The organism is Streptomyces sp. 142MFCol3.1 (assembly GCF_000424945.1).
In the GTDB taxonomy this organism is placed as follows: Bacteria; Actinomycetota; Actinomycetes; order Streptomycetales; family Streptomycetaceae; genus Streptomyces; species Streptomyces siamensis.
This window is the reverse complement of record NZ_AUKV01000001.1, coordinates 181,605-203,004: the sequence shown is the minus strand read 5'-3', so window position 1 is coordinate 203,004 and position 21,400 is coordinate 181,605. Positions and strand designations below refer to the sequence as shown.

19 protein-coding genes are annotated in these 21,400 nt (G+C 72.6%); 7 read left to right on the top strand and 12 right to left on the bottom strand.

What is annotated here, in order from left to right:
- The first annotated feature begins 81 nt into the window (after positions 1-81).
- A complete protein-coding gene (locus H305_RS0100915) occupies positions 82-1,050 on the top strand; it encodes an aldo/keto reductase (RefSeq protein ID WP_028798741.1) in 969 nt (322 codons plus the stop codon).
- Positions 1,051-1,602: 552 nt separating this feature from the next.
- On the top strand, positions 1,603-3,498 hold the full coding sequence (locus tag H305_RS0100910) for a ricin-type beta-trefoil lectin domain protein (RefSeq protein WP_234020585.1): 1,896 nt from the start codon (positions 1,603-1,605) through the stop codon (positions 3,496-3,498).
- 75 nt (positions 3,499-3,573) lie between these two features.
- Here the strand turns inward: H305_RS0100910 and H305_RS0100905 are convergent, their stop codons facing one another.
- The 3 genes from H305_RS0100905 to H305_RS0100895 all read right to left on the bottom strand — a co-directional run bounded on the left by H305_RS0100905 (position 3,574) and on the right by H305_RS0100895 (position 7,302).
- Positions 3,574-4,818, bottom strand: a complete 1,245-nt coding sequence (locus H305_RS0100905) for a hypothetical protein (RefSeq protein ID WP_028798739.1) — start codon at positions 4,816-4,818, stop codon at positions 3,574-3,576.
- A 209-nt stretch (positions 4,819-5,027) separates the two neighbouring features.
- Entirely contained in the window at positions 5,028-5,774 is a 747-nt protein-coding gene (locus H305_RS0100900) for a DUF4232 domain-containing protein (RefSeq protein ID WP_028798738.1), read from the bottom strand.
- 142 nt (positions 5,775-5,916) lie between these two features.
- Positions 5,917-7,302, bottom strand: a complete 1,386-nt coding sequence (locus H305_RS0100895) for a serine/threonine-protein kinase (RefSeq protein WP_028798737.1) — start codon at positions 7,300-7,302, stop codon at positions 5,917-5,919.
- 46 nt (positions 7,303-7,348) lie between these two features.
- Between H305_RS0100895 and H305_RS0100890 the strand changes: the two genes are divergently transcribed.
- A complete protein-coding gene (locus H305_RS0100890; protein WP_028798736.1) occupies positions 7,349-7,900 on the top strand; it encodes an RNA polymerase sigma factor in 552 nt (183 codons plus the stop codon).
- Between the two features lie 103 nt (positions 7,901-8,003).
- Positions 8,004-8,495 carry a nucleotidase gene (locus H305_RS0100880; RefSeq protein WP_028798735.1) on the top strand — a complete coding sequence of 164 codons (492 nt, stop codon included), beginning with the start codon at positions 8,004-8,006 and terminating at the stop codon, positions 8,493-8,495.
- 71 nt (positions 8,496-8,566) lie between these two features.
- On the opposite strand, the gene H305_RS0100875 is transcribed toward H305_RS0100880, so the two are convergent.
- The gene (locus tag H305_RS0100875; RefSeq protein ID WP_028798734.1) at positions 8,567-8,782 is read right to left on the bottom strand and encodes a dodecin; all 216 of its coding nucleotides are present in this window, start codon (positions 8,780-8,782) and stop codon (positions 8,567-8,569) included.
- Positions 8,783-9,071: 289 nt separating this feature from the next.
- Between H305_RS0100875 and H305_RS0100870 the strand changes: the two genes are divergently transcribed.
- Positions 9,072-10,334: an extracellular solute-binding protein gene (locus H305_RS0100870; RefSeq protein WP_028798733.1), complete on the top strand. Its 1,263-nt coding sequence runs from the start codon at positions 9,072-9,074 to the stop codon at positions 10,332-10,334.
- A 126-nt stretch (positions 10,335-10,460) separates the two neighbouring features.
- Here the strand turns inward: H305_RS0100870 and egtD are convergent, their stop codons facing one another.
- From egtD to egtA, 4 genes are read right to left on the bottom strand one after another with little or no spacing between them, the layout of a single operon-like run.
- Complete coding sequence (egtD, locus tag H305_RS0100865) at positions 10,461-11,432, bottom strand: L-histidine N(alpha)-methyltransferase (protein ID WP_028798732.1); 972 nt, start codon at positions 11,430-11,432, stop codon at positions 10,461-10,463.
- Positions 11,429-12,220, bottom strand: coding sequence for an ergothioneine biosynthesis protein EgtC (gene egtC / locus H305_RS0100860; protein WP_028798731.1), 792 nt, complete (start codon positions 12,218-12,220; stop codon positions 11,429-11,431). Before egtC ends, egtD begins: the two co-directional genes overlap by 4 nt.
- Positions 12,220-13,551, bottom strand: coding sequence for an ergothioneine biosynthesis protein EgtB (gene egtB, locus H305_RS0100855; protein WP_028798730.1), 1,332 nt, complete (start codon positions 13,549-13,551; stop codon positions 12,220-12,222). The genes egtC and egtB overlap by 1 nt, the downstream gene beginning before the upstream one ends.
- Complete coding sequence (gene egtA, locus H305_RS0100850; protein WP_028798729.1) at positions 13,548-14,882, bottom strand: ergothioneine biosynthesis glutamate--cysteine ligase EgtA; 1,335 nt, start codon at positions 14,880-14,882, stop codon at positions 13,548-13,550. Before egtA ends, egtB begins: the two co-directional genes overlap by 4 nt.
- Before the next feature lie 257 nt (positions 14,883-15,139).
- Between egtA and H305_RS0100845 the strand changes: the two genes are divergently transcribed.
- On the top strand, positions 15,140-15,970 hold the full coding sequence (locus tag H305_RS0100845) for a TIGR02452 family protein (RefSeq protein WP_028798728.1): 831 nt from the start codon (positions 15,140-15,142) through the stop codon (positions 15,968-15,970).
- 9 nt (positions 15,971-15,979) lie between these two features.
- On the opposite strand, the gene H305_RS0100840 is transcribed toward H305_RS0100845, so the two are convergent.
- From H305_RS0100840 to H305_RS0100825, 4 genes are all read right to left on the bottom strand, one after another.
- Positions 15,980-16,426 (bottom strand): type II toxin-antitoxin system PemK/MazF family toxin, encoded by a 447-nt coding sequence (locus tag H305_RS0100840; protein ID WP_028798727.1) that lies wholly within the window; start codon positions 16,424-16,426, stop codon positions 15,980-15,982.
- Between the two features lie 154 nt (positions 16,427-16,580).
- Entirely contained in the window at positions 16,581-18,071 is a 1,491-nt protein-coding gene (locus tag H305_RS0100835; protein ID WP_028798726.1) for an SPFH domain-containing protein, read from the bottom strand.
- A gap of 439 nt (positions 18,072-18,510) precedes the next feature.
- Entirely contained in the window at positions 18,511-18,729 is a 219-nt protein-coding gene (locus tag H305_RS0100830) for a hypothetical protein (RefSeq protein ID WP_199791311.1), read from the bottom strand.
- A gap of 26 nt (positions 18,730-18,755) precedes the next feature.
- Positions 18,756-20,189, bottom strand: a complete 1,434-nt coding sequence (locus H305_RS0100825) for an amidase (RefSeq protein ID WP_028798724.1) — start codon at positions 20,187-20,189, stop codon at positions 18,756-18,758.
- A 167-nt stretch (positions 20,190-20,356) separates the two neighbouring features.
- On the opposite strand from H305_RS0100825, the gene H305_RS0100820 reads away from it, so the two are divergent.
- Positions 20,357-21,391, top strand: coding sequence for a LacI family DNA-binding transcriptional regulator (locus H305_RS0100820; protein WP_037762078.1), 1,035 nt, complete (start codon positions 20,357-20,359; stop codon positions 21,389-21,391).
- The last annotated feature ends 9 nt before the right edge of the window (positions 21,392-21,400 follow it).

Genomic DNA, 21,400 nt, shown 5'->3' with positions numbered 1-21,400 from the left:
GGCTTCGCCGGGCCTGTGGCGGGCAGGGGAACAGGTGGCCGCAGTGCCGCCATCCCACGGTGCGCGAGAGCAGGAGTGAGCATGCAGTACGTGAAGCTCGGTTCGACGGGCCTGGACGTGTCACGGATCTGCCTGGGCTGCATGAGTTTCGGTCTTCCCGACCGCGGAGTCCACGAGTGGACCCTGGACGAGCAGGCCTCCCGCCCGCTGATCCGCCAGGCCCTGGAGGCCGGGATCAACTTCTTCGACACGGCGAACGTGTACTCGGACGGCACCAGCGAGGAGATCGTCGGCCGGGTGCTCGGCGACCTCGCGCGCCGTGACGAGATCGTCATCGCCACCAAGGTGAACGGCGGGATGCACGACGGGCCCAACGCCCGCGGCCTGTCCCGCAAGGCGGTCATGACGGAGATCGACAACAGCCTGCGCCGCCTCGGCACCGACTACGTGGACCTCTACCAGATCCACCGCTTCGACCCGGCGACCCCCGTCGAGGAGACGATGGAGGCGCTGCACGACGTGGTCAAGGCGGGCAAGGCCCGCTACATCGGGGCGAGTTCGATGTACGCCTGGCAGTTCTCCAAGGCGCAGTACACGGCGCGGCTGAACGGATGGACGCGGTTCGTCTCCATGCAGAACCACTACAACCTCCTGTATCGCGAGGAGGAGCGCGAGATGCTGCCGCTGTGCGAGGACCAGGGCGTCGGCGTACTGCCCTGGAGTCCGCTGGCCCGTGGACGGCTCACCCGGGACTGGGACACCGCCACGGCGCGCAGCCGGACCGACGAGTTCGGCCGGAACCTCTACCTGGACGGCGACCGCGAGATCGTCGACGCCGTCGCCCGGATCGCCGCCGGACGGGAGACCTCGCGTGCGCGGATCGCCCTCGCCTGGCTGCTGCACCGCAGCGTCGTGACCGCGCCCGTCGTCGGCGCCACCGAGCCGCTGCACGTCGAGGACGCGGTCGCCGCCGTCGAGGTGGAGCTCACGGACAAGGAGATCGAGGAACTGGAACGGGCGTACACGCCCAGGCCGATCAGCGGCCACTGAGCGGCGGAATTCCCGGTTCCCGGAATTGAGCGGACCCGGCATCCCATTGGGAGCGCTCCCAATGGGATGCCTCAATGAGTCGGGCTCATGGCGGTTCGCTGGCGGCGGGGTTTCCGAATTCCGTTTTCCCGGAACCAGTTGACATTCTGTCAATATCCCGGGATGCCAGGGGAAAGGGAAATCGCCGGACCGCTTGTTCCGTCTCGGGAGCCTGTGCAAAGGTGTGCGTTGTCGGCGTGCGGACAATATTGTGCTGCCTTCTGTGTCCGTACGGTGCGGTCGTTCGTCCCCTTGCTTCGCGAGTGCGGCCGGATTGCTTCACAGGTGCGGTCCGAGGTGGTCGTGCGCGGCACAGCCCCCCATGGGTAGGCCGTCCGTCGCGTCGGGCGATCTACATACCCAATGGTATGGACTAATTTCCGTGTTGCCTTTGGGAGGAAAGCGGACGTGAATGATGCCAGGTTGCCTCATTCCCCGGCTCCGGCGCGGTCGTTCGAGGTATCGGATGAACGGCTCGCGGCCGCTCTGAAGAAGAGCCAAGGGAACGCACCCGTGCACTATCCCGTCGGCGAACTGCTGGACCGCCACTGGGAAGCGGTGTACTCGTACGCCCGTCTGTGCGCTCGCGGCGTACGGCCCGCCGGAATGCTCACCACGGCCGCATTCACCCGTCTGTTCGGCGAATCCCTGGGCCAGTCGGGGCCCGATGCCGCATGGCGGCCCCAACTCCTCGTCACCGTCCGGCGCATGGCCGCCGAGTGGCTCACCGACCAGCGGCGCGAAATGCTCCACCCGAACCTGCTCGCCGGCTCGGACCGCGAGGACCGGGCCGCGGCGCGACTCCTCCCGCCGGAGGGCAGACGCCTGCTGTCCCGGGCGTTCCAGCGGCTGCCCGAGCCCGCCCGGTGCCTGCTGTGGCACATCGAGGTCGAGGCCGAGCGACCGGAGGTGCCCGCGGCCCTGCTGGGATTCGACGCCGAGGACGTCCCGCCGGAGCTGGAGCGTGCCCGGGAACGCCTGCGCGCGGGTTGTCTGGAGATCCACCGCGAACTGGCCCCCGAGCAGGAGTGCCGGCGCTACAACCGGATGCTCGACGTCTCCCTGCGCCGCCGCGGCACCGGACTCGACCCCGATCTGCGCGATCACATGGCCCGGTGCGGTCACTGCCGCCACACCGCCGACCAGTTGGACCGGTTCAACCGCCCGTTGGGACTCCCGCTCGCCGAGGCGGTGCTCGGCTGGGCCGCGCGCGACTACGTCGCCTCCCGTCCCGGACGCGCCTCCGCGATCCCCGCGGCCGACGGGGTCCATACGGCCGACGAGGCCGCCGCCACGGCACCCGACCGCACCGGAAGTCCCGCCGACACGGGGGTGCTTGCCTGGACCGGGACGCCCGCGGACGCGCCCGCCGTTCGCGAGGTCCCGCTCCCGCCGGGACTTCGCCCGCGCACCGCTGCGCGCGGCCGCGGGGCCGGCGACCCGCGTACGCCCGCGCACCGGGCCCCCCGGGGACAGGGAGCCGGCGCGCACAAGGCTCCGCGACAGGCACCGCGCCGCCGCGACGTGGCCCTCGCCGCCCTCACCGTGAGCACCCTGATCCTGGTCCCGCTGGTCGCCTGGGCGGCCGGCACGAGCTCCGGCGGCGAGAACGGCACGGCCGACGGCACCGGCCGCTCGGACGCGCCCGGTCCGAGCCGGTCGCCCGGTGCGAACCCCTCGTGGATCGGGACCGGAGCCCGGCCGGGCGAGACCGCGCGGGGACTGCTGCGCAACGCCGCGACCGGACTGTGCGTCGGCATCGTGGGCGACAAGCCCGCCAGGGGAGTGGAGGCCCGGCTCACCTCGTGCACCTCGACGTCCGCCCGCCGGTGGACGTACGAACCCGACGGACTGCTGAGCGACGCGGCCGACCCCGGCCTGTGCCTCGACGCCCACCTCGGCCACTCGGTCCGGCTGACCGCCTGCCCGGGGGTGTCGGGCCCCGGCGCGAAGGACCGGCGCTACGACTTCACCCTCCAGGGCGCGCTGGTGCCGCGCTGGAACCAGGACCTGGCCCTCGCGCCCGCCTCCGCCGACGACGGCGCGGCCCTGGTCCTCGAGGCCCGCGACGACGGGGCCGTCCAGCGCTGGGAGCTCGACACCTCCTCGCCCACGCTCCAGATGGAGGTGGTCAACTGGGGCTCCGCCGACGGCGGACCGGACCCCACCCCCGCACCGCCCACGGAGTCGACGGAACCCGCACCGCCCACCGCCCACGGGTCGTCCTTCGCCCCGTCGACCGCGCGGCCGGCTCCGGCGACCTCCGCCCCGCCGTACGCATACTGCTCCTCCCCGTACGCCTATTGCCCCGGGGACGGGCAGTACGGCTCCGGCAAAGACCCTGGATACGGCTCCTGGGACTACGGATACGGCTCCGGACACGAGGGAGGGCGGGGAGACCGCCGGTGAGTCCGGCACACCCCGCCTGCCCCGCCGCCGTGCGGGAGACCGCAGAGCAGTCGGCCTGACGGCGGAGCCGGACCATCAGGACGACGGCGTGCCCGAACCGGACGCCGTGCCCAGGAACTCCGCCCAGCCGCCTAGCGGGGACTGCCCGGGGCTGAGGGCGCGCAGCTTCCGCAGGACCGCCGGGTCCTGCACCTCCAGCCACTCCACGAGCTGGCGGAAGGACACCATCCTGACCTCGTCGTGTTCGGCGATCCGGGCGATGGCCTGCTCGACGGCGTCCATGTAGATTCCGCCGTTCCAGCGTTCGAAGTGGTTGCCGATGAAGAGGGGAGCCCGGTTGCCCTCGTAGGCGCGGCGGAAGCCGGCGAGATAGCTGTCACGGGCCTGCGCACGCCACGCGTCGAACCGGGAACGGTCGCCGAGCGGGTTCGCGTTCGACTGGTTGGCCATCAGGTTGTAGTCCATGGACAGGACCTGGAAGGAGTGACCGGGGAACGGGATGGACTGCAGCGGGAGGTCCCAGACCCGGCCGCCCCGCACCTTCCCGGGCCAGATCTGCAGCCCGCCGGGTGAGCTGGCGTCGTACTTCCACCCCAGGTCGGCGACGGTCGGCAGCAGGTTGGCCTGCCCCTCCAGGCACGGGGCCCGCCCGCCGATCAGCTCCTTGCGGTAGTCGAAGGGGAGTGGTTCGAGATCGGTGAAGCCGGTGTTCGTCTTCCAGCGCGTGACGAACCCGATCGCCTGCTCGATCTCGCTGCGCCACTCGGCGGGCGACCACAGGCGCACCCCGTCCGCGCCGCAGAAGTGCCCGTTGAAGTGGGTGCCGATCTCGTGACCCTCCAGCCAGGCGGCGCGTATCTGCTGGAGCGTGGCGTGGATGTGCCGGTCGGAGAGGTAACCGATCGCGGAGGCACCGACCGGGTGCCGCGGCGGGCGGTACAGGTGCTTCTTCGACTCGGGCAGCGTGTAGATGCCGCTGAGGAAGAACGTCATGGACGCCCCGTGGTCGGCGGCGACCTTGCGGAACCGGGAGAACAGCTTGTTGCTGAGCTCGCCCGCGCCGTCCCAGGAGAAGACGACGAACTGCGGCGGGCGCTCACCCGGCTTCAGCCGTTGCGCCTTCGGCTGCTTGGGCTGGGCCCCCGTGTCGGCGGTCGAGCCGTCACCGATCGGCTTGGGCGGCCTGCTCCGCGACTCCTTGTCGTCGCCCTCGCCGGTACTGCCCACCGACCAGTCGTTCGCCGAGCAGGCGGAGAGCGCGCCCAGGGCGCCCGCCGATGCCGCCGCGGTCAGCAGCCGCCTGCGTGAGATACCGCTCATGATGGTCCCCCGGGTTTCTCGCCACGGCTCCCGCTCTGCGGCCGGAGCCCCCGTACCTGTGACGCCCCGCTCTGTGCGGGTGCGTCAATCGGTGGGATGCGCGGGCATCCGGAAAGGGTCGCGTGATCGAGGACACGTAGCCGTTCCGTGACAAACCCCGCCGACCTGCGGGGCAGGTGGCGGGGCAGGGGGAATTGGGGCCGCTGGGTTCAGGCGCCGGTGCCCGCCCGGACGACCGTCAGGGACACCGTCGAGGCGTTGCCGGAGACCGGCACCTTGCCCCGCGTCCACGTCACCTTGAGCGGGTCCCTCTCATCGGGAGGAGTGACGAGGAGCGCGGCGGGCGTCGCCGTCTTCGCCCCGCTGATCTCGGGATTGGAGAAGGTCAGACCCGCCCACGCGCTCTGCCCCGGCTTCAGTGTGAGCGTCGTCGGCGATTCCGAGGAGCGCTTGGGGTCGGGGCCGAGCTGCTTGCCCGACGCGTCGACGAACGCGGCCCCCGGGAAGCCGCGCACGGTGCAGGTGCGCCCCGACTTGTTGGTCAGGACGACGGGGAAGTTCTCCTGCCCCGCGCCGGGGTCGTTGTTCCCCACGGACGCGCGCAGTTCAAAGGTGTGGCAGCGGCCGCCGCCCGAGGAGTTGCCCGAGGACGTGGGCGCCGCCCCCGACGTCGTGCCGGACGCGGTGGCTGACCCGGCCGAGGCGTCGTCCCCGCCCGGGGTGGCCGTGCCGCTCGATCCGCTGTCCGCGGTCCTGTCGCCAGAGGCGGGCTCGGCGGTGCCGGAGAGCGTCTGCGGCGCACTCTTCGGTGAGCCGTCCGTGCCGCAGCCCGTGAGCAGGCCGAGCACCGCGATGCCCACGAGCACCGCCGCCCGCCGGGCGTGGGCCGAAGTGCGGTACGCGGGAACCGCGTCGACCGGGTCCGTGTCCGCCGCTTCGTGCCGGAAGGTCGCCATGTCACCACTCCTTGGGAGTCACCGCACGCGTTCCTCACGCGTACGCACGGCGCGTTGTGCCCCGTCACCCTGTCCGATGCACCCGCCCACGGAAAAGTTCGCGGGATCGGCCGGGAAAATGCGCCGGGCCGGGCGCGACCGTTCAGGTGCCGACCCGTACGGACCCGATGACCCGGTCGGCCGTGTCCTTGCCCGCGTGCTTCTGACGGATCTGCACATAGACCTGGGGCCGTGCGGCACCGCCCGCCGGGCTCAGCCCCGCCTCGACGACGGAGCCGCCGCTGCCAGGACAGTCGTCCCAGGTCCGGATCAGACCGTGCCAGCGGGCGCCGGTGTAGGCGCGGCTGCCCTCGTAGTGGCATCCGGTGTGCGCCAGTCCCCGCACCCCGGCGGCGACGTCGCCCCGCTCGCTGAGCCCGATGAAGGCGCCGTTGACGTCCGAACGGAGGTCCTGCCACCGGGCGAGGTCGTCCGCGACGGCGAGTCCGGGCTCCCGCCCGTCACCGAGCCCCAGGGCGCGCGGATTCCAGCCGGAGTCCCTTATCTGACGGCCCCAGGAGTCCGGAACCTGCGCGGTGAGCCGTCCCGTGCCGTCCTCGACCCGGACGGTCCCCGCCGAGGGTTCCCGCGTCGCGAGCGCGGCTGCGACGGTGACGGCGCCCGCGACGACGGCGACACCCAGCGCGGCGACCAGGCCGCGCCTGCCGCGCCGTGGTGCCGCCGGGGTCCCGTCCGGGCCGTCCGTGGCCAGCCGTTCGAGCTCCGCCGCGAACCCGGCGGCGGTCGGCCAGCGCCGCTCACGGTCGGGTTCCATGGCTCGCATGAGCGCCCGCCCCACGTCCGCGGGGAGGTCCGCGCGAAGACGGCCGGGCCGTACGACCCTGCCGGGCGGGCCCGGCACCGAGCCGGTGACGAGGTGGTGGCCGAGGGCGCCCAGGCTGTACACGTCGGCCCGCGCGTCGATCCCGGAACCGGGCTCGGCCTGCTCGGGAGGCGTGTACCCCGCGGAGCCCGCCGCCATGGTGAGGCCGGACGCCTGGGCCAGGCTCTTGGCCAGGCCGAGGTCGGCGAGCAGGACACGCTCGCCCCCGCCGGGCGTGCTGCGCAGCAGCACGTTGGACGGCTTGATGTCACGGTGGACGATCCCGGCCTCGTGCAGTGCGGCGGCTCCCCGGGCGGCCAGCGCGGTCAGCCGCAGCGCTTCGGGGACCGGCAGCGGACCGGTCCCGACACGGTCGGCCAGGGTGCCGCCGTCGGCGTACTCCATGACGAAGTAGGGCCTGCCGTCCGGGAGTTCGCCGATGTCGTAGACCTGCACGACCCGGCTGGAGTCCGCCCGGCGCAGCAGCCGTGCCTCGGAGAGGAAGCGCTCCCGGATGTCCAGGTGGTCGACCCAGTTCTCGGAGAGCACCTTCACCGCGACGGGCGCCTCCAGCACGTCGTCGTGGGCGAGCCAGACGACGCCGAAGCCGCCGGCACCCAGACGCCGGTCCAGACGGTAACGGCCGATCCGTTCCAGGGAGGGCATGTGACTATCATGCCTGGCCTCTGATCGACAGCGAGGGGAGCACCCGGTGCGGGACGCGGCGCAGACCGAGGAGCTGGCCCTGCGGGCGGCGGCCGGTGACGAGGCGGCCCTGGACGGACTGCTCCAGCAGATCCGCCCCGAGGTGGTACGGCGCTGCGGACGCTTCCTGCCCTGCCGGGAGGACGCCGAGGAAGCCGCCCAGGACGTCCTGCTCCAAGTGGCGCGGAAGATCACCACCTTCGAGGGCCGCAGCCGCTTCGGCACCTGGCTCTACACCGTGGTGGCGAACTGCTCCCGGCAGAAGTACCGGGAGCTCAAGCGACGGGCGGCCGAGCAGCCGGTCGCGATCGACGCCTCCCAGCAGGTCGATCCGCGCACCACGAGCGTCATCGCGGGTTCCCGCGTCGACCTGCTGGAGGCGCTGGAGCGTCTTGAGCGCGAACACCCCCACCTCGTGGCGCCGTTGGTCTACCGGGACATCTGCCAGTTGGATTACGCCGAGGCCGCCGAGCGCGCCGGGATTCCCCTCGGCACGCTCAAGTCCCGGCTGCACGAGGCGCGCAAGCAGGTCAGGCCCTGGCTGGCGGAGGCCTCCTGACGGTCCTTCACTTCGCGTGCCGGGAACGGGCGTCGGACGGGTCGGTGAGGAAGGGCCGCGGCCGGTCACGGCGCGGCAGGGTGACCTGCATAGGGTTGGGACCGTGAAGGAGACGAACAGCAGACCGCTCGCCGTGTTCGACCTGGACGGCACACTCGCGGACAGCGCGCACCGGCAGCGGTTCCTGGAGCGCAGGCCCCGCGACTGGGACGCGTTCTTCGCGGCGGCGCCGCAGGACTCGCCGCTGCCCGAAGGGATCGCGCTGGCGCTGGAGAACGCACGCGAGTGCGAGGTGGTCTACCTCACCGGCCGCCCCGAGCGGTGCCGCCGCGACACCGTCGACTGGCTGGCGGCGCAGGGCCTGCCCGCCGGGCGCACCTGGATGCGGCGCAACGACGACCGCAGGCCCGCCCGCCGCACCAAGCTGGAGATCCTGCGCCGACTGGCCCGCGACCGTGAGGTCCGCGTCCTCGTCGACGACGACGAACTCGTCTGCACGGAAGCCGAGCGGGCGGGCTTCAGGGTCGTACGGGCGCGCTGGGCGGCCACGTCGGCGGCGCTGAAGGACGCGCAGGAGCGGGAAGGGCGGACCTGACCGAGCCGTCGGGAGACCCGGCCGAGGGGGGCCGGTGGGGCGGCTCGAAGGGGCCGGTCGGGTGAGGACTCTCAGTCGCCCTCGTCCAGGCGGAAGCCGACCTTCAGGCCGACCTGGTAGTGCTCGATCTGCCCGTTCTCGATCTGCCCCCTGACCTGGGTGACCTCGAACCAGTCGAGGTTGCGCAGGGTCTGCGAGGCACGGGTGATCCCGTTGCGGATGGCCTGGTCGACCCCTTCGTGGGAGGTGCCGACGATCTCGGTGACCCGGTACGTGTGGTCGGACATGCGGGTGCTCCTCTCCGTGGCGGGTGTGCCCCGCGTCATTCCACGGTGCCCCACGGCGCGACGGTCCGCGAGATGTCGGGAGCGTGCTGCGGGGAGAGTCGCTCTCCAGCCACGCCCGGTGGGACCTGGTGAGGGCTGTCCGCACCCGGCTCCGGGCGCAGCCTTCCGTAGTCGACCCTTGACGGAATGATTGGTCCATACCAAAATCCAGAACACCCGTGCGAGCGCCATGCTCGTCCCCCACGTCGGGCCCCCTTCCCCCTGTCCGCAAGGCAGAACAGGACCCCTCGTGAGACTCCGCCTCCTCGCCGCCGTATCCGCCACCGCATTCCTGGCCACCGCCTGCGGAGCCCTGCCCGAGGGCGGGTCGGGGCAGCGGACGGTCACGGTGTGGCTGATGAAGGACAGCGCCTCCAGGGACTTCCTGAAGAGGTTCACCGAGGACTTCGAGCGCTCCCACGGCGCCCTGCGCCTCGACATCCGCATCCAGGAGTGGACCGGCATCGGCGAGAAGGTGCAGGCGGCCCTCAAGCAGCGGGACAAGTCCGCGCCCGATGTGATCGAGGTCGGCAACACCCAGGTGGCGCAGTACGTCGACGGCGGCGGACTGAGCGACCTGACCCTCGAATCCATGCGCGACTGGGGCATGAACGCCTGGCTGCCCGGACTCGCCGAACCCGGCCGCTTCGGCACCCGCCAGTTCGGCGTCCCCTGGTACGCGGCCAACCGCGTCGTCATCTACCGCAAGGACCTGTTCGAACGGGCCGGCATCAAGCAGCCGCCGAAGAGCCGCGAACAGTGGCTCGCCGACACCGAACAGCTCAACTCCGCCGGAAACCAGGGGATATACCTGGCCGGGCAGGACTGGTACACCCTGTCCGGATTCATCTGGGACGAGGGGGGCGACCTCGCCAAGGAGACCACCAGCGGCACCTGGGAGGGCACACTCCAGACGCCGGCCGCCGTACGGGGCATGGACTTCTACCGGCGGCTCCAGGCGCTCGGCGACGGGCCCGTGGGCGCCGACGAGGAACACCCGCCGCAGTCGGGGGTGTTCGCCAAGGGCCGGGTCGCGCAGATCGTCGCCGTCCCCGGACTCGTCCAGGCCATCGAGCGCACCAATCCCGCGCTCAAGGGCAAACTGGGCTTCTTCCCCGTGCCCGGCAAGACCGCCGCCGCTCCCGGCGCGGTCTTCACCGGTGGCTCCGACCTCGTGGTGCCCAAGAACACGGACGACCGGGAGGGCGCGACGGCCGTCGTCGCCGCGCTCGCGGGCGCCAAGTGGCAGACCGAGCTGGCCCGCACGATGAACTACGTGCCCAACAAGACGACCCTCGCCGACGCCGTCGCGGGCGAGGAAGGGGCCGCGGCGATGGCGGCCGGCGCCGCCCACGGGCGCGCGACCCCCTCGTCGCCGCGGTGGGCCGCGGTCGAGGCCGACAACCCGATCAAGGACTACATGTCGAAGGTACTGAGCGGTGCCGACCCGGCGACGGAGGCCCGGCGCGCCTCCGCCCGCATCACCAAGACCCTGGCGGACGACGTCGAGTGACGCGGGACGGCGGGCGCCGTGGAGCCGGCGAAAGCCGGTGCCGGACCGTCGCGGTGCCGGGGCGCGCCCCTGCCGGCGCCCGCCCCGGCCCTGTCGGCGCCCGCCCCGGCCCTGTCGGCGGTCTTGTCAGCGGTCCTGGCCCGCGAGGCTCAGCGACAGCGCGAAGCGGCCCTTCGCGTCCGTCCACCAATGGGTCAACGCGAAGCCCGCCGAGCCCAGTTCGGCCCGCACACCGTCCTCGCGGAACTTCGCCGAGACCTCGGTGCGCAACTCCTCGCCCCGCGCGAAGTGCACGGCGAGGTCGAGAGCGGGGATCTTCACCGTCTGAGCGGCCCGCGAGCGCAGCCGCATCTCGATCCACTCCTGTTCGGCGTCCCACAGGGCGACATGGTCGAACGCGTCGGGGTCGAAGTCCGCCTCCAGCTCACGGTTGACGACGCTCAGCACGTTCTTGTTGAACGCGGCCGTCACCCCGGCCGCGTCGTCGTACGCGGCGACCAGGACCGACTCGTCCTTGACCAGGTCGGTGCCGAGCAGCAGCGCGTCGCCGGGCGACAGCAGCGCCCGTACGGACGCCAGGAATGCGGCGCGTTCGGCGGGCAGCAGATTGCCGATCGTGCCGCCGAGGAACGCGACGAGCCGCGGCCCGGGGGTGTCGGGCAGCGTGAGGGAGCCGGTGAAGTCGGCGATCAGCGCGTGGACGCCGAGGCCGGGGCGTTCGGCGGCCAGCGCCTGACCGGCCTGGGTGAGCGCGCTCTCGCTGACGTCCACGGGGACGTAGGTGTGCAGGCCGGGCAGCGAGTCGAGGAGGTGGCGCGTCTTCTCGGACGAGCCGGAGCCCAGCTCGACGAGGGTGCGCGCGCCGCTCGCCCGGGCGATCTCCCCCGCCCGGGCGAGCAGGATCTCCCGCTCGGCGCGCGTGGGGTAGTACTCAGGGAGCTCGGTGATCTTCTCGAAGAGTTCGCTGCCGTGCGCGTCGTAGAACCACTTGGGCGGCAGTGTCTTGGGCGTACCGGTGAGGCCGTGCAGGACGTCCGCGCGCAGCGCGGCGTCCGTGGCGTCCTCGGGGAGGGTGCGGGTCAGAAGGAACGGACTCACGTACGGGGCTCCTTCGGCTGTGCGGGTGCCATGTCGTCGTTCATGTCCTTGAGAGGGGTGAGCAGCACCTCGGTGCGGCTCGCGGTGAGCAGGGTGCGGTCGGGGACCTCCCGCCAGTGCGGGTCGTCGTCGTACGGCTCGGATGCCACGACGGTGCGGGGGCCGGGCCCGGAGAGGTACCAGAGGGTGTCGCCCCAGGCTGTCGCCACGATCGTCTCGCCGTTGGTGAGCAGCAGGTTGAGGCGGGAGCCGGGGGCCGCCTCGGCGACCTCCACGACCGTGTCCGCCAGCGCCTGCCCCTCGTCGTCGCCGCCGCGCAGCCGGTGCAGGACCAGCGCCCAGACGAGCGCGGAGTCACAACGGGCCTCCAGCGACAGCACCTCCTGCGCGGGCAGGGTCGTGGCGAGCGGCGCGAGCGTGCCGGGCCACCCGGCCACCGCGCCGTTGTGGCTGAACAGCCAGGGGCCCGCGGCGAACGGCGCCGCCGCGGCCTCCCCGTCGGCGCCCGCCACGGTCGCGTCCCGCACCGCGGCGAGCAGCGCGGAGGTGCGTACGACACGGGCCAGGTCTGCGAACGACTGGTCGCCCCAGATGGGCACGGCGCGCCGGTAGCGGGCGGGCACCGGGTCCCCGGTGGCGTACCAGCCCACGCCGAAGCCGTCGGCGTTGACCGTCCCGTGCCGCTGCCGCCGGGGTGCCCACGCCTGCCGGAACAGGCTGTGCTCCGGTTCCACGAGGAGTGCGCCGAGAGGCTCCTCGGGCCCCAGGAAGGCCAGATGACGGCACATCAGGCGCTCCCGGGTCCGGCGTCGCGCGCGGTGCGGAACCCGCTGAAGATCTGCCGCCGGATCGGGTAGTCCCAGTTGCGGAACGTGCCCCGGCAGGCCACCGGGTCCACGGCGAACGAGCCGCCGCGCAGCACCTTGTACTCCGGCCCGAAGAAGACCTCCGAGTACTCCCGGTACGGGAAGGCCGCGAAGCCGGGGTAGGGCGCCAGGTCGCTCGACGTCCACTCCCACACGTCACCGATCAACTGCCTTACACCCAGCGAGGATTCGCCCGCCGGGTAGCTGCCGGCCGGCGCCGGGCGCAGATGCCGCTGGCCGAGGTTGGCGTGCTCGGGCGTCGGGTCGGCGTCACCCCACGGATAGCGCCGCGAGCGGTCGGCCGCCGGGTCGTGCCGGGCCGCCTTCTCCCACTCCTCCTCGGTGGGCAGCCGCCGCCCCGCCCAGCGGGCGTACGCGTCGGCCTCGTACCAGGAGACGTGCAGTACCGGCTCGTCGGGCGGTACGGCCTCGGTGACGCCGAACCGGCGCCGCAGCCACTGTCCGCCCTCGCGGCGCCAGAACAGCGGCGCCTCGATGCCGTGGCCCCGGACGTGGTCCCACCCCTCGGTGGACCACCAGCGCTCGTCGCCGTACCCGCCGTCCTCGATGAAGGCCAGGTAGGCGGCGTTGGTGACGGGCGTGGTGTCGATGAAGAACGACGGCACCGTACGCCGGTGCGCGGGCCGTTCGTTGTCCAGCGCCCACGGCTCGGTGGACGTGCCCATCGTGAAAGGGCCACCGGGGACCAGGACTTCGAAGGGCCCGGTGAACCGAGGGGCGGGAGCGGGGTCCGGCGCCGTCAGCGCGGCCGGCCCCCGGCGCAGCTGATGGGTGATCAGCATGGTCTCGTCGTGCTGCTGTTCGTGCTGCGCGATCATCCCGAAGGCGAACCCCGCCTCGGTCAGCCCCGTGCCGTGGAACGCGGTGCCCTCCAGGACTTCCAGGGCACGGCCGCGCACCTCGGCCGCGTACTTCCGGGCCTCCGCGGGCGGCAGCAGCGGCAGCGAGGGGCGCTCGGCGCGCGGATGCTCGAACGCGTCGTACAGCCCGTCGATCTCGGGGCGCATCGCGTCGCGCCCCGCGACCGCGCGCAACAGCCACAGCTCCTCCTGGTTGCCGATGTGTGCGAGGTCCCACACCAGGGGCGACATCAACGGAGAGTGCTGTGCGGTCAGCTCGGGGTCCTCCACGCAGGACGTGAGGAGCGCGGTGCGGTCGCGGGCCGTGGTGAGCGCGTCCAGCGCACGCTCCCTGAGCGACTCCGGGTCCGTGAGCGATTCGGGGGCGGTCATGTGCGGATGTCCTTCCCGTGGAACTGACCGTACGAACGACTGTGCGGGGGATCGAGGGTGCGGGCCGGAGAGTGCCCCTGGAGACTGCTGAGCAGATCGTCGGCGGGGCAGCGACCGCGGGCCACATAGCGCTCGGTGAACTCCGCCACGGCGTCCAGGACGTCCGTCGTGGCACCGAGCCGGGGCAGCGCCTCGGCCGCCGCCGCGAAACAGACGGTCGCGGCGTCCCGCAGCTCCGGATCGGCCAGACCGAACCGCGCGGCGTCCCGCCACAGCGGATTGCGCGGGGCGGCCAGGGGGCCGGCCCGCTCCGCGAGCGGCTTCACCGTCCGGTAGGCGGTCTCGGCCGCGTCCGGATCGTCGAAGAGCGCCGCCGTCACGGCGAGCGGCACGATCCAGCCGTCGTCGCCCGGCTGCGCGTCGATCATGCGCAGCTCCAGATGCCCGCGCGGTCGGACCGGCGGGAACAGGGTCGTCAGGTGATAGTCCAGATCCTCCTTGCACGGGGGGCTGCCCGACCGCGTCCAGTCACGGAACGTCATGTTCTCGGGCACGTCCCAGGGGCCGTCGGACGCCCGTACGCACATCACCGGGGAGTCCAGGACGTGCCGGGCCCAGGCGGCGCGCGGCTCGACGCCCGGCTGCGGCGCGTCGGTGCGCCCCGGGTCCATGGCGGTCCACAGCGACTGGCGTGTGGAGAGCCAGCCGGTGCGCCGTCCCCGGGCCATCGGGGAGTGGGCGAACGCGGCCACCAGGACCGCGCCCAGCTGGTGAGCCAGCCACCAGCGGCGCCCGTGGCCGAGCGGGCCCGGCTCCTCGTACCCGGCGTCCAGGCACACCTGGACGGACGCGGAGGTGCACATCATGGCCCGGCCCTCGGGCCCCGCGCGGTCGAGACAGTGCTCCATGGCGTCGTACCTGGGCTCATGGAGGAAGCGGCGCGGCGGGTTCCACGGGTCCTGGCCGTAGCCGATCAGGCCGAGACCCGCCGCCCGCAGCGTCGCACGGACGGCGTCGAGGTCGGCCGAGACGGACCCGATGCACTCCATCAGGGAGGCGGCGGGAGCGGAACTGAGCTCCAGCTGTCCGCCGGGTTCGACGGTGAGCGCCGAACGCAGGGGCAGGGTCCGCAGTGCGGCGTAGGCCGCTTCGAGTCGTGCGGAGGGGACGGGGAGCCGCGGCTGCCGCAGGTCGTGGACGAGCCATTCCACTTCGACACCGAGGTATCGGGGCGGCCCGGTCTTGAAGCAGATGCCTCGGACCAGAGCGTCGACCTCGGCCTCGGTGACGACGGAGTGGGACTCCGTACCGTCACTCACCGAATCGGACATGTAGGGATCCTCCTGAGATTCCAGCATGCCGCCGGCCCGGGATCTTGTGGGCCGGACCGGCAATCACCCGTCCCACCCAAGACCGTCGCGGCGGTTCGCACAAGGGTGCAGATCGCCGCTTTCGGGACCGCCAAACACTGTTTGCGGGGCCGCGAAACTCTGTTGCGCCGCACGACCAGCATCGCTCACGATGCGTTCATGGGCACGACGGGGGAGATCACGCAGGGGGCGCTCGCGGCACGTACGGGGGTCGCGCCATGAGCGCTCGCCTGCGTGCGACGGCACTTCGGACGGAGGAAATCGTCGCGGCGGGGGCCTATCGCGCGTCCGACGGGCGAGTGGTCCCGATCGCCGCGGCCGTGGCCGCCGCCCGCGCCGGCACGAGGATGCACGGTCCGGAGCCGGTGGAGATCCCTCCGGTCGCTCCACGGGAGACGGTCTTCGAGGTCACCGGCCAGAGCAGCCTCCAGGCCGCCCGCAGGCTCACCGGCGACGACCCCGTCGCCGTACTGAACTTCGCCTCGGCGCGCAACCCCGGCGGCGGTTACCTGAACGGCGCGCAGGCCCAGGAAGAGGCCCTGTGCCGGGCCTCCGCGCTGTACACGTGCCTGGCCGGGGTCCGCGAGTTCTACGACCACCACCGCGCCCACCGCGATCCGTTCTACACGGACCGGGTGATCCACTCGCCCGCCGTGCCGGTCTTCCGCGACGACCGCGGCGCCCTCCTCGACGCCCCGTACCACGCCGGATTCCTGACCGCCGCGGCGCCCAACGCCGGCGTGGTCCTGCGCAGGACGCCCGAGCGCGCCGCCGAGCTGCCGGGCGCCCTCGCGGTGCGCGCCGAGCGGGTCCTGGAGACTGCCGTGGCCCACGGCTACCGGAGACTGGTGCTCGGAGCGTGGGGCTGCGGAGTCTTCCGCAACGACCCCGCACAGGTGGCGGACGCTTTCCACACCCTGCTGGGCGGCGACGGCCGGTTCGCCGGCGCCTTCACCCACGTCGTGTTCGCGGTGCTCGACCGCACCCGCGGATCGGTCACCCTGGGTGCTTTCGAACGGGCATTCGCAGAGCTGGCCGTGCGGAGGTAGCCGATCCGCTCACCGCCAGCCGTAGCGCTCCCGCAGGCGGTGCACCACCAGGTTGAAACGCATCCGGTCCAGGGCGCACGCCTCGCGCCGCATGCCGGCCTCGTGCAGCCGCAGCACCCGGTCGACGTCCACCCACGAGTCGCGCCCGGACCGGTCCCACGGGCCGCTGCCGATCGGCACCCACTCACGGTCGCCGTCGTGCCGCTTGCTGGAGAGCTGCACGGCGAGGAACGTGCCGGCGGCCTCGCGGGCGACGACGAGCACCGGACGGTCCTTGCCCCGGCCGTCGTTCTCCTCGAAGGGCACCCACGTCCAGACGATCTCACCGGGATCGGGGTCCCCGTCGTGCGCGGGGGAGTACTCGGTCCGCACCCGGCCCACCTCGCGAGGCTCGGCCTCGGTGGTCGCGGAGAGGCCGTGGCGGCCGGGCACGTCTTCGTCGGTAATGGCAGTCACGCGGGCCACGTTAGAGCCTGCGGGACGCGCACCGACGGGCAGGGCCGACCTCCGCCGCCCAGACGCCGGCCGACGGCCCCCGGTGCGAGGCCTCCTGGACATGCGACTTCGGGCGTACGAGAGCCAACTCCCGTACGCCCGAAGTCTCAGCGCCTCACCCCTCGTCGTTCTCCACGGCCACCTTCTCCGTGCGCGGCGGCGTGAAGCCGTTGAGCCCGGCGGCCGTGCCGTTCGGCGTGGTGCCGTTCTGGTTCATCGAAGCGAGCAGCTGCCGGGCCAGACCAAGCCCGGTGCCGCCCATGGTGAGCGCCTTGGCGAACATGTCCGACATGCCGTCGGCCCCGTTGAGCAGGACCATGTGGTCGACGTTGCCGAACGCGCTCGCGCCCGCCTGGACGATCTCCGGCCAGTTCTCGGCGAGTTGCTGGGCGACCACCGCCTCCTGGTTCTCGGCCAGGGCGGCGGCCCGCGCCTTGATGGCCTCGGCCTCCGCCAGACCCCGCGCGCGCGTCGCCTCCGCCTCGGCCAGACCCTTGGCCTGAGCGGCGGCCGCCTCCGCCTCACCGGTGGCGCGCGTCGCGGTCGCGGCGGCCGCACCCCGGGCCTTCGTCGCCTCGGCCTCCGCGTTGGCGGCTGTCTTGACCCGGTTCGCCTCGGCCGCGGCGGCCAGTTCGGTCTCCTTCGCCTTGGCCTGGGCCGACGAGATGCGCGCGTCGCGGTCGGCCTCGGCGCGGGCACGGATCTCGTACGCCTTCGCGTCCGCGGGCTTGCGGACGTCCGCCTGGAGCTGCTGTTCGCGGCGGTGCGCCTCGAGTTCGGCGACCCTGGTCTCCTGGACGACGACGTCCTGCTGGGCGGCCGCGAAGGCGAGCGGTCCGGCCTGCTGGGCCTTGGCGGCGGCCTTGTCCCGCTCGGCCTGGTAGCCGGCCTGGAGGATCTCGCTGTCCCGGGTCGCCTCCGACATCCGTGCCGCGGCCTGCTGTTCGGCCTCCGTGGCGAGACGATTCGCCTCGGCCTGCGCGATACGCGCGTCGCGCTGGACGGCGGCGGCGTGCGGCATGGCGAGGTTCTTGATGTACCCGGTCGGGTCCTCGATCTCATGGATCTGCAGCGAGTCGACGATCAGGCCGAGCTTCTCCATCTCCGTACCGCACGCGGCACGGGTCTGACCGGTCAGCTTCTCCCGGTCGCGGATCATGTCCTCGACGGTCAACCCGCCGACGATGGACCGCAGATGACCGGCGAACACGTTGTGCACCCGCTCCGACATCATTTTTTGCTGGTCGAGGAAGCGGCGGCCCGCGTTGGCGATCGACACGAAGTCGTCGCCCACCTTGAAGATGACCACGCCCCGCACCTTCAGCGGAATGCCCTGGGTGGTCACGCAGTCCACGTGCAGCTCTGTCTCGTTGAGGTCGAGCGAGATCTTGCGCACCGCCTGCACGCCCGGCAGCACCAGCGTGCCGCGCCCCGTCACGATGCGGAACCCCATGCCTTCTTCAAGGCCTTCGGTCCGATGCTTCGAACCGGAGATGATGAGTGCTTCGTTGGGCTCCGCGACGCGCCACATGAGCTTGAAGACCACAACGATGAAGATCAGCGCGAGGACAACCGCCCCCGCCACGACGCCGACAACCATCGGCATACGCCCCCTTTGCATGGTGCCCTATCGGCACCGAACGAACGGGAGTGTGCTCCTGCGCAAGGCCGGGGTACAGACGCTGGCAGATCCTTGTCGCAATCTTGACGCATACGGCTCTCACCTGGGACGAAGGCCTCACATACGAGCTGTTGACGACGGTGCGCGGAGAACCCGCCGACGGCCGCGTCGTCGCGGCGCGCCGATCGGTGCACGCCGGGAGGCGGAGGGCGTGGTCACCGGCTCAGGCCCTGCGAGGTGGGGGCGCGTTCACCGGTTGGTCCCCGCGAGGTGCGGGGCACGGTCAGCGGTTCACAACGCACGGCGGAGGGCGCGGACACCGGCTCAAGCCCTGCGGTGCGCGGTGCCGACTGACGCCGTGCAGTGGAGCGCGTCGCACGCCGAACTTCCCTGCGGCGCACTCCAGTCGGTGTCGGCGCCGGCGTCAGTCGTCGTACGCGGCCGACACGTACACCGTGCGCGGCGGCAGGTACTCCACCACCATCACGACCGTGCCCCGCTCGATGCGTTCCTTCGGCGTGGCCGGGTACGCGAGGAAGTGCTCGGCACCGCCACGCACCCGCACGATCACCTCGCCGACGAGCCCGGGCCCGACCGTGCCGGTCACCCGCCCCATCAAACCGACCATCGACGCGTCGCCCATGGTCACAGGGTAAGGCCGGAACTCGCTCACGCCGCCGGTGAGTCGGCGGAGTCCGCGGGAGTCCGGTGCGGCGGCCACCGCTCGTGCCAGCGCCCGTCCGCCTCCAGCTGCGCGGCCAGCGACACCAGCAGGAGTTCGCTGTTCGCGGGGCCGAGCAACTGCGCGCCCACGGGCAGTCCGTCACCGACGAAGCCCGCGGGCACGTTGACGCCGGGCCAACCGAGGATGTTCCACGGCCAGGCGTAGGGGCAGGCCGCGATCATGGCCCGGTCGGTGCCCAGGCCGTTGAGGTTCACCATCGAACCGATCCGCGGCGGGGGAGCGGCGGTCGTCGGCGCGAGCAGCACGTCGTATGTGTCGAAGAGCGCGCCGACCCGCCGGTGCAGGGCGGTCTCCGCCTTCCGGGCGGCCCGCAGGGGCGCGCCGCCGAGCAGCCTGCCCAGCCGGGCGGCGTCGAGGGTGCGCCGGTCGAGCAGATCCTGCCGCGGGACCTCGCGCACGTGTTCGGCGAGTCCCGCCGTGGCACGCGGGATGAAGGTGAGGCCGATCCGCCCGTAGCGCGGCTCCGCCTCCTCCACCACGTGCCCGAGTTCCGCGAGTCGTTCCGCCAGGGCGACGACACGCGCGCGTACGGCGGGGTCGAGACGGGCGGGCAGCGCCGTGAACGGCGGCTTCAGCGACAGCGCGATGCGCAGCCGTCCGGGGTCGCGCCCCACCGCGTCCTGGACGCGCAGCGCGGGCGGGCGGTGCAGATCGCCGTCGTGGTTGCCGCTCGCCGCGTCCAGGAGGAGGGCCGCGTCGGCGACCGTGCGGGCCAGCGTGCCGTTGACCGTGATCCCCTGGAACGACTCCGGACGCGGCCAGGTGGAGATCCGGCCGCGCTGCGGCTTGATGCCGACCAGGTGCGTCCAGGAGGCAGGGATGCGCACCGAGCCCGCACCGTCCGAGCCCAGCGCGGCGGGAACCAGACCCGCCGCCACGGCGGCCGCCGAACCCCCGGACGAGCCGCCCGGGGTGTGGTCGTGGTGCCAGGGATTGCGGGTGGCACCGAAGGCGGGCCCTTCGGTGAAGGGCCACTGGCCGAGCTCGCACGTGTTGGTCTTGCCGACGACGACGGCTCCGGCCGCCCGCAGCCGGCGGACCGCCTCGCCGTCCCGGTCCTTCGGCGGGAAGTCGCCCGGGCAGCCGAACGCGGTCGGCTCGCCCGCCACGTCCATGTCGTCCTTGACCGCCACCGGCACCCCGAGCAGGGGCCGCCGCACCCCGGCCGCCAACTCCGCGTCCGCGGCGTCCGCCTCGGCGAGGGCGGCCTCGGCGCGCACCACACGGAACGCGTTCAGGGTCGGCTGCGTCGCCTCGATCCGTGCCAGCGCACGTTCCGTCAACTCCCGCGCGCTCACCTCGCCGTCGGCGAGGGCACGCGCACATTCGGCCAGACCTGCGGCACGGTCGGGAACCATCCGGGACACCTCCGAAGCAATCTGTCTACCGAACGGTAACCTCCGGACGCTCCGACCGGTACGAGAAGGGCAACTTCCGTTGGCCCAAATGGAGTTCCGCACGTCGTCGGCCCTTGGACCCCCGGCACGGAGCGGCTCGCCGGGGTTCTGCAAGGATGCCGTACGTCATGGTGCAGATACCGAAGCAGTCCGCCCCGTCGTCCCCCGCCCAGCGCCCCGTGCCGACGAGCGCCGATGTGGCCCGTCTGGCGGGAGTGTCCCGCGCGACCGTCTCGTACGTCCTGAACAACACCAGCGCCGTCCGGATCAGCGAACCCACCCGCCGCCGCGTCCACGAGGCCGCCAAGGAACTCGGGTACGTCCCGCACGCCGCCGCCCGCAGCCTGCGCGCCGGACACAGCCGCATGGTCCTCATGCCCGCCCCGACCGTCCCGGTGGGCCCCCTCTACAGCCAGTTCTTCAACGAACTCCAATGGGCGCTGAGCCGCCTCGACTACACCGTCGTGCAGTACGGCGGTCTCGGCCTGCACGGCGACGAGGCGGCCCGCGCCTGGGCGGAGCTCCGCCCGGTCGCCGTCCTGGTGCCCGGCAGCGGCCTCGGCCCGGAGGGCCTCGCCGTCCTCAAACGGGCCGGTGCCCGAGCCGTGGTCACCCTGGGGCCCGAACGCGTCGAGGGCGCCCACGCACTGCTCATGGACCACGACCGCGTCGGCCACAGCGCGGGCGCCCACCTGCTGGCCCGCGGCCGTCGCCGGATCGGCGTAGTGATGCCCGGCGAATCCGGACTGGAGATCTTCTCCCGGCCCCGCCTCGAAGGTGTCCGCCGTGCCCTGCGCGGCAGCGAGGCGTCCGTCACCGAACTGCCGCTCGCGTACGCGGAGGAGGACGCGGCCCGGCTCGCGGCGCGCTGGCGCACCCTGGCCCTGGACGGTGTGTTCGCCTACAACGACGAGTACGCCATGCTGCTGATGCGCGCCCTGCAGGACGAGGGTGTCGGCATCCCGGACGAGACGGCCGTCATCGGCGCCGACGACCTGATGCTCGGTCGGCTGCTGCGGCCCCGCCTGAGCACCGTCCACATCGAGTTGCCGTCCGGCCGCGACCTCGCCGAACTGGTCGACCGCGCCGTCCGCCGGCCCGGTGCCGCGCCAGAGACGCACGAGGTCCTCGGCGCGCGGGTCGTGCATCGCGATTCGAGCTGAGAGGCTGGG